The 14,986-nt window shown below is 32.6% G+C and carries 14 protein-coding genes; 13 read left to right on the top strand and 1 reads right to left on the bottom strand.

Features of this window, described 5'->3' with window-relative positions; translation table 11 throughout:
- Nucleotides 1–142: 142 nt before the first annotated feature.
- The 10 genes from fucO (at nt 143) to DW006_RS09435 (ending at nt 9,639) form a co-directional block, all read left to right on the top strand.
- Nucleotides 143–1,291, top strand: a complete 1,149-nt coding sequence (fucO, locus tag DW006_RS09475) for a lactaldehyde reductase (protein WP_118000084.1) — start codon at nt 143–145, stop codon at nt 1,289–1,291.
- 182 nt (nt 1,292–1,473) lie between these two features.
- The gene (locus tag DW006_RS09470; protein ID WP_118000082.1) at nt 1,474–2,379 is read left to right on the top strand and encodes a Precorrin-6B methylase 2; all 906 of its coding nucleotides are present in this window, start codon (nt 1,474–1,476) and stop codon (nt 2,377–2,379) included.
- A 434-nt stretch (nt 2,380–2,813) separates the two neighbouring features.
- Nucleotides 2,814–2,996, top strand: a complete 183-nt coding sequence (locus DW006_RS09465) for a hypothetical protein (protein ID WP_118000080.1) — start codon at nt 2,814–2,816, stop codon at nt 2,994–2,996.
- 50 nt (nt 2,997–3,046) lie between these two features.
- On the top strand, nt 3,047–4,054 hold the full coding sequence (locus tag DW006_RS09460; RefSeq protein ID WP_118000078.1) for an ATPase, T2SS/T4P/T4SS family: 1,008 nt from the start codon (nt 3,047–3,049) through the stop codon (nt 4,052–4,054).
- A 16-nt stretch (nt 4,055–4,070) separates the two neighbouring features.
- Complete coding sequence (locus DW006_RS09455; protein ID WP_118000075.1) at nt 4,071–5,384, top strand: DUF4118 domain-containing protein; 1,314 nt, start codon at nt 4,071–4,073, stop codon at nt 5,382–5,384.
- Between the two features lie 175 nt (nt 5,385–5,559).
- A complete protein-coding gene (locus DW006_RS12080) occupies nt 5,560–5,700 on the top strand; it encodes a hypothetical protein (RefSeq protein ID WP_022165590.1) in 141 nt (46 codons plus the stop codon).
- Between the two features lie 132 nt (nt 5,701–5,832).
- A complete protein-coding gene (locus DW006_RS09450) occupies nt 5,833–6,237 on the top strand; it encodes a hypothetical protein (protein ID WP_118000073.1) in 405 nt (134 codons plus the stop codon).
- Nucleotides 6,238–6,240: 3 nt separating this feature from the next.
- Nucleotides 6,241–6,585 carry a hypothetical protein gene (locus DW006_RS09445; RefSeq protein ID WP_022165592.1) on the top strand — a complete coding sequence of 115 codons (345 nt, stop codon included), beginning with the start codon at nt 6,241–6,243 and terminating at the stop codon, nt 6,583–6,585.
- A complete protein-coding gene (locus DW006_RS09440) occupies nt 6,575–9,274 on the top strand; it encodes a hypothetical protein (protein WP_118000071.1) in 2,700 nt (899 codons plus the stop codon). The genes DW006_RS09445 and DW006_RS09440 overlap by 11 nt, the downstream gene beginning before the upstream one ends.
- Nucleotides 9,271–9,639 (top strand): hypothetical protein, encoded by a 369-nt coding sequence (locus DW006_RS09435; RefSeq protein WP_022165594.1) that lies wholly within the window; start codon nt 9,271–9,273, stop codon nt 9,637–9,639. The genes DW006_RS09440 and DW006_RS09435 overlap by 4 nt, the downstream gene beginning before the upstream one ends.
- A 117-nt stretch (nt 9,640–9,756) precedes the next feature.
- Here DW006_RS09435 and DW006_RS09430 read toward each other — a convergent pair whose 3' ends face one another.
- Nucleotides 9,757–10,734: a biotin--[acetyl-CoA-carboxylase] ligase gene (locus DW006_RS09430; protein ID WP_118000069.1), complete on the bottom strand. Its 978-nt coding sequence runs from the start codon at nt 10,732–10,734 to the stop codon at nt 9,757–9,759.
- Nucleotides 10,735–10,985: 251 nt separating this feature from the next.
- Between DW006_RS09430 and DW006_RS09425 the strand changes: the two genes are divergently transcribed.
- The 3 genes from DW006_RS09425 (at nt 10,986) to DW006_RS09415 (ending at nt 14,980) form a co-directional block, all read left to right on the top strand.
- Nucleotides 10,986–11,549, top strand: a complete 564-nt coding sequence (locus DW006_RS09425; protein WP_118000067.1) for a biotin transporter BioY — start codon at nt 10,986–10,988, stop codon at nt 11,547–11,549.
- Nucleotides 11,530–11,928 (top strand): DUF1284 domain-containing protein, encoded by a 399-nt coding sequence (locus DW006_RS09420; RefSeq protein WP_118000065.1) that lies wholly within the window; start codon nt 11,530–11,532, stop codon nt 11,926–11,928. The genes DW006_RS09425 and DW006_RS09420 overlap by 20 nt, the downstream gene beginning before the upstream one ends.
- A 127-nt stretch (nt 11,929–12,055) precedes the next feature.
- The gene (locus DW006_RS09415; RefSeq protein WP_118000063.1) at nt 12,056–14,980 is read left to right on the top strand and encodes an insulinase family protein; all 2,925 of its coding nucleotides are present in this window, start codon (nt 12,056–12,058) and stop codon (nt 14,978–14,980) included.
- Nucleotides 14,981–14,986: the final 6 nt, after the last annotated feature.

The following is a 14,986-nucleotide window of genomic DNA, read 5'->3' as shown; positions in this document are numbered from 1 at the left end:
TTGTTTTTGTACATTGAATTATACCATAGCTTTAATAAATATTTCACAGTATTTTTAGTTTTTTTATTTAAAAAGAGTGTTATAATTATATTTATAAAAAAGAACGTACCATAGTGATTTTTAGTCACGGAAAGGAGTATATATGGTAAATAGAATTATTTTAAATGAAACATCTTATCACGGAGCAGGAGCTATTGGCGAGATAGCTACAGAAGCAAAAGGAAGAGGCTTTGCAAAAGCATTTGTTTGTTCAGACCCGGACTTAATTAAGTTTGGTGTAACAAAGAAGGTTTTAGATGTTTTGGAAGGAGCAAATTTAGCATACGAAGTTTATTCTAACATCAAGCCAAACCCAACAGTTGAAAATGTAAAAACAGGTGTTGAAGCATTTAAGAAATCAGGTGCGGATTACATAATTGCCATTGGTGGCGGTTCATCAATGGACACAGCAAAAGCTATAGGAATTATTATTAATAACCCTGATTTTGCAGATGTTGTAAGCTTAGAGGGCGTGGCACCTACAACTAAGCCGGCTGTACCTACTTTTGCGGTACCAACAACAGCAGGAACAGCAGCAGAAGTTACAATTAATTATGTAATCACTGATACTGAAAAGAATAGAAAGATGGTTTGTGTAGACCCACACGACATACCGGTTGTTGCGTTTATTGATCCGGACATGATGTCATCAATGCCAAAAGGACTTACAGCAGCTACAGGAATGGACGCATTAACACATGCAATTGAAGGCTTTACAACAAAGGCTGCTTGGGAAATGACCGACATGATGCATCTTAAGGCAATTGAAATTATATCAAAGAGTTTAAGAGGGGCAGTAGAAAACACACCTGAAGGAAGAGAAGGTATGGCTCTTGGTCAGTACGTTGCCGGTATGGGATTTTCAAATGTAGGTTTAGGAATAGTTCATTCAATGGCACATCCTTTAGGCGCTGTTTATGATACACCACATGGTGTTGCAAATGCCATTATTTTGCCAACTGTAATGGAATATAATGCAGAAGCTACAGGCGACAAGTATAAATATATTGCAGCAGCAATGGGCGTTGAAGGAACTGAAAAAATGTCTGTTGAAGAATACAGAAAAGCAGCAATTGATGCTGTAAAACAGTTATCAAAGGATGTAGGAATTCCAGTAGACTTAAAGGAAATTGTAGATCCAAAAGATTTAGATTTCTTAGCACAGTCAGCTTATGATGATGCATGCAGACCGGGCAATCCAAGAGATACATCTGTAGAAGAAATTAAGGAATTATATAAGTCATTATTATAATTTCGCGACTCATTATTGGACCTTAATAGTATAGAGGGCAGAAGTAAATATAATTTCTACCATAAGGTAGTGAGTGAACAGGAAGCATTACATGCAACTCTTCTTCGAAAAATGAGAAAGAGTTGCATGTTGATGGTTAAATGAAATTACATAAAAGACAAGGCAATAGAAAGAGGAACATAATGGAAAATAACAAAGTACAATTTACAACATCCCAAATGTTGAAGTGGATGGAGTATGTAGCTGATTTGAAGGAAGTTAGTCCTGAAAAAATTAAAATGTTAAACACATGTGGAAAAAGACGTAACATTTTGGCAACAATCGCTACACACAAAATGATTTTAATTTTTGCAGATGAAACACACAGCAATATGTTATATAAATGTTGGGAAGCAGGATATGGTGATTATGAAATGTACTATGGTACAGGCTATGAACCATCAGAAATGAAACACTGTAAGGTAAGCGACTTAATGGATGATGGAATTTCAGGCCCAACAGTTATTTTTATAGTTAATGAAAATACAAGAGAATCAATGATTTTCGGTATGAAGAATGATAATTTTTCAATGGGAACTGTAAAATACGTTGGTCACGAAATCCGTTCAGTAATTATGAATAAGTTGGAATTAGACGTAAGTGATGTAGCGTTAATGGTAAATTCAGAAAGTATAGCTATCGAATCCTCAATGGTTGCTTATGAAGGCGTTATTATTGCTGATGAAAGAGATGCAGGTTCATACAGAACAATGGAAGAAAATGTGGACAAATTTGGTGTACATAACATTGAGATTATCTCTGATTTGAAAGAGGAAACATTAAAGAATCTGCCAACACCAAGAATTGCTTTTATTGTTGCAACTAAAGAACATATTGAGGATGATATTATAAGTTTGCTTGCAATTAATCCTAACATTAAATTAATGTTCTACACATTGGAGTTGGATATTTTATCAGACATTAAATACATCCTTGAAAAACATGGAATTAATGTAACTGAGGTAATGCAGATAACAGTATCAAAAACAGACAAGAACAGCATATTTGTGGCACAACCATCACCATGGATTATTACAGGTGAAAAATAAATTACAAAATAATAAAATATAAAATTATAAAAACTGTGTATTAGTTAGTGAAAGAATTATGTAACTAGCTGATGCACAGTTTTTTTGTGTAATAAGAAATTCCTTCATAAATTCTTATTACATAAATGAATGTCCACTAGGGAGGCACCCTGGTGCGAGAAGAAAATAGTTGTGAACGGAGGCATAGCGGGGGCAAAGAATTACGCCAGTGATTGGTTTTGTTCTAAATTAAGTGCGTTTAGAAAAAAAGAAACATAAAAATATGTTGACTATATAAATAAAACGTGATAATATACAAACACCGAATAAATAGCAACGTAGTGTATATGATGAAACAAAGCAAGGAAAATGTGATTTTTATAGCTGGTTAGTCTATTATAAAAATCAATCCCCTAAGGGCAATTTATTTGGAATAAAAAAGGAGGTAGATATATATGGATGTATTCCTACAAGAACACGGAAAAACGATTTTTATCGCAGTTTGTATTCTACTGTTAGTTGGTGTTGCCTATGTAATAGGACCGATTATCAGTAATGCAGTGAAGGACGTTGTAGAGAGCTACTCATCATCTGTAACATTTGGTTCAGTAGCTGGGAAGATTCCTTCGGGAAATTAAAGAAATAGCATTTGTGTAACAATTAATATTAAGAGGTCAGGAGTAGAAAGATGAGAAAACTGTCATTACCGGATAGAGCCTTTGGCGATTTATTAAAATATATATTAGACGATAATATAACGGACATTAATTGGAGTAGGGAATTATGGATTAATCATTTGGAAAAAGGAAGATATAAAGTTAACAATTTCAAATTAGATGATATTTTTATAAAACAGTTTTATACACGAATAAGCAACCTAATGAATGTTCAGTTTAATCAAAATAACCCTTTATTAGAAGCGGAAACAGAGAATTTAAGAATATCCATACTACACGACTCTGTGACGAATACAGGAATAAGTATTAGTATTAGAAAAACTCCGGCAATAAGAAGAATTAATAAGGACAGATTAATTTCGGAAGAATATTGCACAGAGGAGATTGACGCATTTATGGAGAATGCAATAAAAGCTCATTGTACAGTGATTGTAGGAGGGCTTCCGGGAGTGGGAAAAACAGAATACATAAAATATTTAACAGGTTATATACCGGCATATGAAAGAGTTTACACGATAGAAGATAATTTGGAGCTTAGATATGCGGCAATAAATCCGGATAAAGATTGTGTTGAAATAAAAGTAAGTGAAAACTTTGGTTATGCAGAGGCATTGAAGGCAAGCAAGAGACAGTTGCCAACTTGGGTTTTACTGGCTGAGGCAAGAGGAAAAGAAGTTAAATATCTTTTAGAAAATATATCAGCAGGAGTTCACTGTTTAACAACAATTCATCTTGATGATGCCGGTAAAATTCCTGACCGATTAAGAAATATGGGAGAAAACATAAATGAGAATGATGTGTATTCTTTCATAGATATTGGTGTAGTGTTACATTCAAATGTTAAACAGGGAGAAAAAATAACAAGACACATAGCACAGGTTATGTGCTTATCAAGACATAACGAAAAAAATGAAAAAGTTATGATATATGAGGATGGAAAAATTTTAACTAAGGATATACCGGAAGATATATTGCGAAAGTTTAAATTACAAGGTATTGATAATCCATTTATAAGATAGAAAAGGGAGGAAATGAGTGAAAGAAAAAATATTGCAGATAATAAAGGATTCGGCGAAGATTCTGGCAGTAGTAATTATTGTGTGTTTAGTCTATAAACTAGATCCTTTGGGTATAGCTGTTTGTCTGTTGGCAGCCATAGCATTTAATTTCTTTTTTCAAAAAGAAGAAAGAAAAAGGGAAGGTTATTTAAGAAAATTCCATGATGTGCTTCTTTACATGGAACAGATGATTTATTCCTTTAAGAAACAACCGAAAATACGACTTGCCCTGTCAGATGCGCAGAAGGTAAGTTCAAATAGAATGAAAGAAATCATTGAGGAAGTTATAGTAAACATAGATTCAAAAATGACTGACAAAATATATGAAGAATCCTTAGAGATTATAAGACGGGAATATGATTGTAAACGATTAAGGTCCCTACATGAATTTCTGATTAAAATAGAACAGCATGGCGGTGAATATGAAAATTATTTAGACATTCTTTTAGAAGATATAAAAGAGTGGGGGGATAGAACATCTCTATTTATAAAAAATGTAAACAGGGTAAAAAGGAATGTAATAATATCCATTTTTTCAACGCTAATAACCTGTGGTTTTATGGCATATTTAATTCCGGCAGAATACAGATATACTAATCATATTGTTTATCAAATTTGTTCAACTGTTGTAATTTTATTGATGCTATTTTCTTATTTGCTTATTATGAAAAAATTAAATTTTGACTGGATAAAGGAGAAACAATCTCTGCAGGATAATATGGTTGTAAAATATTATATTTTAGTTGAGAAGGCGTACTATGACAAAGAAAAATTAAGTATTATGGAAAGACTTACATACAAAAAAGCAAAGAAAACTTTGGAAAATGAAATCAAGAAGGTTTTTCCGGACTGGATAAGAGAAGTGGCAATTAATTTACAGAATGAGACAGTGCAATCGGCAATAGAAAATTCTTACGGTAATTTGCCTTTTGTTTTAAAAAGACCAGTTAGAAAACTACTAATAGATTTTGAGCAATATCCGGTAGGGATTGAGCCTTATGATAACTTTTTACGGGAACTGGAATTGGAGGATATTAAATCATCTCTTAAAATGTTTTATTCAATGAATCAGTTAGGAAAAGAGCAGTCGGATAAACAGATTAATTCGATTATTGACAGGAACAATAAGCTTACACAACAGGGTGAACAGATGAAGAATAATGACAAAATAGGAGCGGCAACAATGTTTACAGCAGTTCCAATGACAGTTGGCGTAGTGAAAATTATGATTGACATGATTTTAATGATTATTGTGTTTACCTCGTCAGTGGCAAATGTTATCAATGGTTAAGGTGTTAAGGAAGGTGGTGAGCAAATGAAAATATTATTATCAGAGGCAGGTCAATGCATAATATATGGAGTTTTATTTGTGATTATAATAACAGGATTTTACGAAATATTAGAAAAAGTAACAGGATAGTTTTGTTAAAGATATTTGAAAAATAGGAGAAGGGAGAAAAGGTTATATGGAAGAATTTTTATCAGAACATGGACAAACATTAATTAGCGGAATTATATCGGTATTACTTATTATTTTGATTTTGGCAGCCATGGCAGCAGTAGGAAATATGGATGAATATGAGATAAATTCTGTTATTGGAAAGTAATATATTAGCATTTTAAGAAGATAGAAGATAAGGAAATAAAAGATGTTATTAGTTAGGGAGAAATATAAAGTGTTGTTTTTTAAAAAAACAAAGGATGATTATTAAAAAGTATAAGGTGCAAGGTGATTAGGTATGGAGAATTTTTTAAGCGAGCATGGAGAAATAATTTTATATGGTCTAATTGGAATTATGGTTGTTGTAATAACCTGTGGGTTATGTAAAAACAAATGGAACCAAATAACACCTGAATACAAAAATGAAAAAAGTCAAAGCAATGAAAAATTTTTAAAAGAAAGTAAAGACAAATATCCTGTTATTGAAGGCCAGGAGGTTATATATCTTGAGTATTTAAGTAAGGAATTTGATTATTCAAAATATATTAAAGCAAAAGATTATACAGGAAAAGACATATCAAACAAAATCAAAGTATACGGAAATATAGATTTTAAAAAAAAGGGAATTTATAAACTGAAATGTGTTGTTAAGTCAGACAATGGACTTGCATGCACAAAATACATAAACGTAATAGTGGAGTGAAATATGAGAGTAGCAATAGAAATGTTTTCGATTGTAATTGCAATAACTTTAGGGTGCATATTGTTTGCCTCTTTTATTAGCAGCAACAATCAGGTATCTAATGCAAGAGATTTTTATAATGTGGCTGTAAATAGAATAGAGGATAGTAACTGTAATGACCAGGTTATAAGCCAGTGTAAAAGTGAGGCAGGCGAAAAAGGATACACTTTGGAGATAGAAGATTTGACTATTTACAATGAACAGCCAAGCAGACTTGTAATATTAAAATACAGCATTACAATGCCGGTGTTTAGCCTGTTTGGTAATGGCTTAAGCAAGCAGGGGGTGATTGAGGGGTATGCCAGATAAAGTTGAAAAACAAAGAAAAAGTAAAAGAAAAGATAAAAGAAAAAATCGAAATGTAAATATAAATTGGGGAATGAATTTGTTAAAAAGAATAAAGGTGGATCTATTAGAAATAATAGAAAACAAAAAGGCGAATTTAAAAAAATATATAATAAACTGTATGAAAATGACTGGTATCAAAATTAGTATAGTGACTATTTTGGCTTTAGGCTTTAGTACAGCATTTTTCTTTAATAGTGTGTATGCTTTAGCTGGTTCAGGTACGGCAAAAGATCCGTATATTGTATCAATTGAGGATGAACTAAGAGATGTATTGCTTACAAAATTTACAAAGTCATGGGTTTACGTGGGTGTAAAAAAATCAATAACAATAACAAGGAACATAGCAATTAGTAAGGGGAAATTTAAAATTTATGCCTATGATAGCAATGTAACATTAAAAAGAACATCAGATGGAGAAAAATCAATAAATGGAGGCGAGTATCCTAAATATTGTATGACTTTAAGTGGAACTGCCGAGATAGACATGGGTGTTACGGCCATAAAAAGTAAGACTTTAACTTTAGGTGGAAACAAAAGTAATTTTTCTACTAAAAAGAGAAGCTCAGGCTGGCTTTATTTAAAAAGCGGAACTAAAGCAACAATAAACAGTAATTGCGTAGTGAAAAATGTAATGAATAATAAGGAAGAGGACGGCGGTTCTGCAATTTGCACTTTTGGAACTTTAATTTTAAATGGAACTATTGAAAACTGTGAAGGTTCTGACGGCGGGGCCATTGGAGTGAAGAAAGGAAGTGTAACAATAAATAATAATGCTGTAATTAATCAGTGCAAATCATATACAGAAGGCGGTGGCATTTTTGGCATGGATGGTTGTACCATCAAAATTAATGGTGGAACAATATCTAATTGTGTAGCAGAAGAAGAGGGCGGAGCAATATTTGTAAGTGGTAGTTCAAATTGTACAGTTGAGAACGGCACAATAAAACAGAATAGTGCAGGTTTATCAGGTGGAGCCATATTTTCAGGATATGGGGCAAATTTAACTATTGGAAAAAATGGAAAAGGTCCTTTAATAAGTTCAAACAATGCCAAAGGTAATGGCGGAGCAATCAGGTGCAACGGTGGTAGTGGAAAGAATGCCGGCGGAGAAACAAAAATCTATGGTGGAACAATTTCTAATAACTTAACTAAGGATAATGGTGGCGGCATATCCTGTGGAAATGGTGGAAGCTCAGGTTCTTCAAAAATAATAATTAAAAATACAAATATTTCTCAAAATGAAAGTGTAAATGATGGCGGAGCCATTAATTTTCCAAGCAAGTTAGTAGGTATCGACAATGACTATGTAGAAATAACAGATTCTGTTATTGATAATAATTACGCACAAGGAAAAGGCGGTGGTCTTGTAGTTGCTAACAAAGTCATTTTCTCAAAAAACACGTTGTCTAATAATGAAGGGGTAAAAAGTGGTGGTGGAATTCATATAAATAATGGTGATGTGACTTTTAAAAGCGGTGAAATATACGGAAACAAAACAGGCAATAACGGTCAGGGAATATATGTAAATGGTTTGTTAAAAATCAAAGGAAGTATTTATTTTAATGATAATAACAATGTATATTTAAAGAAAAATAAGTATGTGGAAATTACGGGCAGTTTAAGTAGAAAAAGTGGCTTTATTGCAAAAATTAATTCGGAAGAAGAAGCTCCCGGTACAAAAATCATAAAAGTAGGTTATGGAAATAAAAAGGGGAGTGATGAATTATATTATGCAAATGGAGAAGAAAAATATACCTGCACAAGTAATGGTAGTTCTAAAATATTACGTCCTACAGACGAAGTAAGTGGCTATGAGGACAATTGGATTATTATAAGCCGGCAGTATTCCATAAGGTATGAAAAAAACTGTCAGGATATAGTGACGGGGATGCCTAATAGTCAGCACAAATACTGGAATGAAAATATTAATCTTAGTACAAAAAATGTTGAAAGAGCAGGTTATGAATTAAATACACAAAAACATTGGAACACAAGTGAAAATGGTAACGGAATAAAGTATAGTCCGGGAAGTATTTATAGTGGAAATGCAGATTTAACATTACATGCAATATGGGAAAAAATAACTGTGAACGAAATATACATTACTACCACAGACCGTTATTATGTGGTCGGTCAAAAGATAGTTTTAAATAAAGACGAGATTTTAAAGAAAGTAAAAGTAGATGATGACTTACATACAGGTTATAAATATGTTTTAAAAGTAGTAAGTATTAAAGAAAGAAATATGGATACAGCCTTGGTTACAGGCAATGACATACAGGCAGAAAATTACCTGAATACTAATGAAATAAAAGAATATACAATTAAGATTGTAACTAATTCGGCAGATAAAAAAGTGACAGCCTATGGAACAATGAAAGTCTATGTGTTAAATACAGATTTAAGTGGGCAGAGAGTACGCTTTATATCTGAAAAATATATTGGAACTTTAGATGCTAATTCCAAATGGAGTAGAAGCTTAAGTGGCAAGTTGCAAGATTCTATAAAAAGAACAAATAGCAGTCAGGCAAAGTATTATATAGAAATTTCTGATAGCAAAAGAAACAATATTAGAGACAAGGTAAAGGAAAACAATTACAAAAACAGTGAGAATTTAACAAGTATAATAAAAGGAAAATTAGGACTATGAAACAGACAGTTATTGTATCAGGATTTATAGTGGTTATTTTAATTACGGCTCTTACAATTCTTTCAGTTGAAAGTAAGCAGGACAGAAAAGATGAGTTGGAGAGAGTTGTTGCAGCAGCAGTTAAACAAACTGTAAAAGATAGCCAGATTAAGGAACAGAAAATAATAAAATCAGATAAAGACATGATTGCAAATTTTGTTCAAAATGTTTGCATATCATTAAAGGCAAAAGGCGACATATCAGTAAAGGTTATGGGAGTGGATTACAAAGAAGGCTTGTTAGACGTGTATGTTCTGGAAAAGTTTGAATATTTAACAGGAAAAAATGGCACAGTTTCCGTAAGAAAATGCGCCATTTATGAATAAAAATATGAACAATATTATATAAAAAATAATATCAAAAAATAATATCAAATAGTTCTTTTTAGAAAACGTAATAAATAATGTGCAGTTGTGGTATGCAAAAATACCATCTACAAATATTTATTTATGAATTTTTGTGCTGACTTCTCCGGATGACAGCCATTTAGTAGTACCGTCTTCAAATTGAACTTTAAGACGGCAGTTTTTGTCAATATCAATTGCTTTGGCAACGGAAGTTTTAGAACCTTCAATTACGGTAATAGTTTTACCGATAATCATTGAACGTTCAATATATTCTTTTACATAGGATTTTGATTTGAAATCCTTGTAATATTCCATAAAATAGTCAAGGAGATTGGCAATCAAAATACTACGTTTGTTAATGGAATCTGTTTGTTTGTCAAAAATTGCAGTGGCAATATCCTTAATGTTGTCAGGAAAACCACCATCAGGAATGCAAACGTTTATACCGATTCCAACTATGGCATAATCAAGTTTTCCGGTCTCCACGTTAAAGGCACCTTCAGTAAGAATTCCACAGGTTTTTTTATCTTCAAGGTAAATGTCGTTAACCCATTTAATAAGGGCACGTTTGTCACTTACATCTTCAATAGCCCTAGCTGTGGCAACGGCAGCAGATGTAGTTAAAAATAATGATTCCTCTGCGGGTATATCAGGTCGAAGAAGAATACTTATATAAATTCCGGTACCCTTAGGAGAATAGAATTGTTTTCCGGTTCTTCCACGACCGGCAGTTTGTTCTTCAGCAATAATAACAGTACCTTCTTTTGCACCCTGTTCAGCCATTTCCTTTAAAATGGTATTAGTGGATGTAACAGAAGAAAAAACAGATATATCCAAATGGGGATTTTTTAAATGTTGTTTAATACTGTATGAAGATAAAATATCATTTTTTTCTGCAAGGCAATAACCCTTGTTTGGTATGGCATTGATTTCGTAACCTGATTTTTCCAATGCTTTAATTGCCTTCCAGACAGAATTACGGCTGACACCCAGATTGTCAGCAAGTTGGCCACCTGAAATATAGTCACCTTTGTTATTTTCAAGTTCTTTTAGAACTTCATCTTTTACACTCATAATATTTTCGTGTGCTGCTATTTAACCATTTGCATTGCTGTTTAATCCTTTAGTTCATTGCCGGTTTAATAGGCACACATGCTCCTTCCATAAATTAATAAGAACTAGAAACAAGTATAACATTATTTTTTGGGGGCTTCAACATAACAGAGAAGAAACGTCACCCAAATAACAAAATAGGTTGACAATCAAAAGAAACTGACTTACAATGACTTAGTCGCAAAAAAATGTTATGTATTTAGGAGGAAATTATGAGTAACACACAGAAGAAATTTTTATCAGTTCAGGATATGGTACTAATAGCTGTATTTACAGCAATAATGGCAATTTGTTCATGGATTAGCGTGTCTGCAGGTCCTGTTCCATTTACTTTACAGACTTTTGCAGTTTTTGTAACAGCAGCTTTACTTGGCACTAAGAGAGGCACAATAGCAGTTGTGGTTTATATTTTGCTTGGAATAATTGGTGTACCTGTATTTGCAGGACTAACAGGCGGCCCATCAGTAATCGCAGGTCCAACAGGCGGCTTCATCGTAGGCTTTATTTTAACAGCAATTATTATTGGTTTATTAATGAATTTAGCAAATGGAAAAAGCGAAGTTGTTAAACTTGTTATTACAGTAGTTGCAATGGTATTAGGCGATGTAGCATGTTTTGCAATAGGAACAGTTTGGTTTATGGTTGTAACAAATAATACAGTAGCAGTTGCTTTAACATACTGTGTTATTCCATACATTATTCCAGATATTGCAAAAATAGTTGTAGCAACAATTATTGCAAACAGAGTTAAGAAATATGTGCAGATATTCAATTAGACCACACCATTTATTATGCCTTCAGTTTTTTGAAGGAAAAGGGTATAGCAATGGATTTGTGGAAAATATGACAAAAATTCATAATGAAATGTTAAGTAAGAATCCTTATGTTGAACTAACAGAAGGGGCAGATGATATATGCGAAAACTGTCCTAATAATGAAAATGGAATATGTACTCAGGAAAAATCAGTTTCAGGTAATGATAGACGCACATACGAAGCAATAGAGGATGAACTGAAAAAACAAAAAGGTGACCTTACATGGAACCAATTAACAGAGATGGTTCACAAGTGCATTATTGATGTTAATAAGTTACGGGCAGTTTGCGGAGTATGTCGATGGTCAGATATATGTGATTCTTACAACAAAAATAAATAATATTAAGAAAATCTCTTGGTACAGAAGACAACCAATCTGTATGGAGAGATTTTTTATATATAATGGATAGAAAATAAAAAATATGTTAGTATATACACTAGAGATTTTTGACAAAGAGAGGTAGACAATGGAAGTAAAAGACTTACAACAATACGAAATTATTATAAATAAGCATATTGAAGAAGTTAATTCAAATGCATACTTACTAAAACATAAAAAAACAGGTGCAAGAGTTGTTATCTTATCAAACGATGATGACAATAAAGTTTTTAATATTGGTTTTAGAACACCGGTAACAGATGACACAGGAGTTCCACATATTATAGAACATACTGTTTTATGTGGTTCAGACGATTTTCCGGTAAAGGAACCATTTATGGAATTAGTTAAAGGTTCACTTAACACATTCCTTAATGCAATGACATATCCTGACAAAACAGTTTATCCTGTGGCAAGTTACAACAACAAAGATTTTAACAATCTTATGCATGTTTACATGGATGCTGTTTTTCATCCGAATATCTATAAGGAAGAAAACATCTTTAAGCAGGAAGGCTGGCATTACGAATTAGAAAATAAAGATGATAACATTACAATAAACGGTGTTGTATATAATGAAATGAAGGGAGTATTCTCATCAGTTGACGGTTTAGGTGCAAGAGTTTCACTTCAATCATTATTCCCGGACAACGGCTACAGTAATGAGTCAGGTGGAGATCCTGATTTTATACCTGAATTAACATATGAACAGTATTTAGATTTCCATAGAAAATATTATCATCCATCAAACAGCTATATTTATTTGTATGGAGATATGGATGTAGTTGAAAGATTACAGTGGATAGATGAAAATTATTTATCAAAATACGATTATTTAGAAGTTGATTCAGAAATAAAATATCAAAAGCCTTTTGATAAGCCGGTAACAGTTACAAAGGAATATGCAATTTCAGATAGTGAGAACGAAGATGAAAGTGCAGTCTTAATTTCCAACTTTGTAATTGGCGACAACTTAGATACAGAGTTAAGTATCGCTTTTCAGATTTTAGAATATGCAATAATGGAAATGCCGGGAGCCCCACTTAAGCAGGCTTTAATTGATGCAAAAATTGGAAAAGATATTTCAGGCTCATACGAGGATGATGTTTTACAGCCAATTTATACAATTACAGCTAAATATGCTAATCAAAAGGACAGTGACAGATTTAATGAAATAATCAATAATTCATTAAAAGAAATTGTTAAGAACGGTATTGGCAAAAATGCTTTACGTGCAGGTCTTAACAGTTTGGAATTTAAAGAAAAAGAAGCAGATTTTGGAGGTTTTCCAAAAGGCTTAATTTGGGGACTTAATCTAATGGGTGCCTGGATTTATAATGAAGAAAATCCATTTGCAAGTTTGGAAACAAACAGGATTTTTGATTTATTAAGAGAAAAAATTGACACAGATTATTTTGAAAAAATTATAGAAAAATACATGATTAACAATAATCATCGTTCAACTGTAATTATGGAACCTAAAAAAGGTTTAACAGAGGAAAAAGAAAAGCAGTTAGAAGTAAAACTTAAGAGTTTAAAAGACTCAATGACAGATGAAGAGATTGAAGCGTTAATTATTAAAACAAAGGAATTAAAGAATTATCAGGAAACACCTTCAACACCGGAGGAACTTGAGACAATACCTTTACTGGAAATTGAAGACATTAATGAAAGTCCAAGACCATTTATTTACAAGGAAGAAAAGTTGCCTGAGTTTACGGCAGTATATAATGAATTATTTACTAATGGTATTGGATATTTGGATGTGACATTTAATTTCGAAAAATTGCCAATTGATTATGTTCCATATGTAGGTTTGTTTAAATATGTTTTAAGTTACATGGATACAGAAAGAACTTACACAGACTTAAATACTGACATTGATATGAATCTTGGTGGTTTAGGTTTTGGAACGGGAATTTATGTAAACAGTTATAACAATACATCAAAATACCAGATGGAAGTTCATACAAAAGCCCTTTACGACAACCTTGAGAAAGCAGTAAACATAATTGAAGAAGTTCTTACAAAAACAAAATTTGATGATTACAAACGTCTAAAAGAAATTTTAGAAGAAACAAAGTCAAGACTAAATAAGTCAATTATTCAGTCAGGTAATGTTGCAAGTAGAATGAGAACCATGTCTTACTATGGCAGCGAGTCATATATTAGGGAATTATTATCAGGCATTGCTTTTTACAAGTTTGTTGAAGAACTGCTAGATGATTTTGATAATAAGAAGGAAGAAATAGCGAAGAAGATTTCTGATACGGTTAAATATGTATTTAGAAAAGATAACATAACTATTAACTACGCAGGAAATAAGGAAAGCTTTGAAAAAGTAAAAGCTTTAGTTTCAAATCTTCAGCGGAAAATGAATGAGCCTGTAGACTTTAAAGAATCATTTGACGGCTGGACTTTTGAAAAGAACGAAAAGAATGAAGGCTTCACTACTTCAGGTCAGGTTCAGTATGTGGCACGTTGTGGTAATTACAAGGACAGCACAGATGAACAATTCGACGGTAGTATGCAGGTTTTATCAAGCATTATGAGTAGCGAATACCTGTGGAATAACATTAGAGTATTAGGTGGTGCTTATGGTTGTGGCTGCTCTGTAAGCAGAGGAGGCGACATTATGTTTACATCTTACAGAGATCCAAATTGTAAGAGAACAAGTGATGTTTACTTAGATGCACCCAACTATATTGAGAATTTCCAGGCAAGTGAAAGGGAAATGAGAAAATATATTATCGGTACAATAAGTGGCATAGACACCCCAATGAGTGCGGCGGACAGAAGTGGAAGAGAATTTGCAAGCTACATGGCACAGGTTAAATTTGAAACATTAGTTAATGAACGAAAAGCAGTGCTTACAACAACTGTTGAAAAAATAAGAAGTCTGGCACCTAAATTTAAGAAGGCGTTGGATAAAAATTACATTTGTGTAGTTGGTGGAAAAACTGCAATAACAAGAGACCAGGAAATTTTAAAAGAAGTAAAGGAATTAGGATAAGAGGTA

This window comes from Eubacterium sp. AF36-5BH, assembly GCF_003460505.1.
Lineage (GTDB): Bacteria > Bacillota > Clostridia > Lachnospirales > Lachnospiraceae > Eubacterium_G.
Note: the sequence above shows the minus strand (reverse complement) of the source record. Positions and strands in the feature narration are given on the sequence as shown.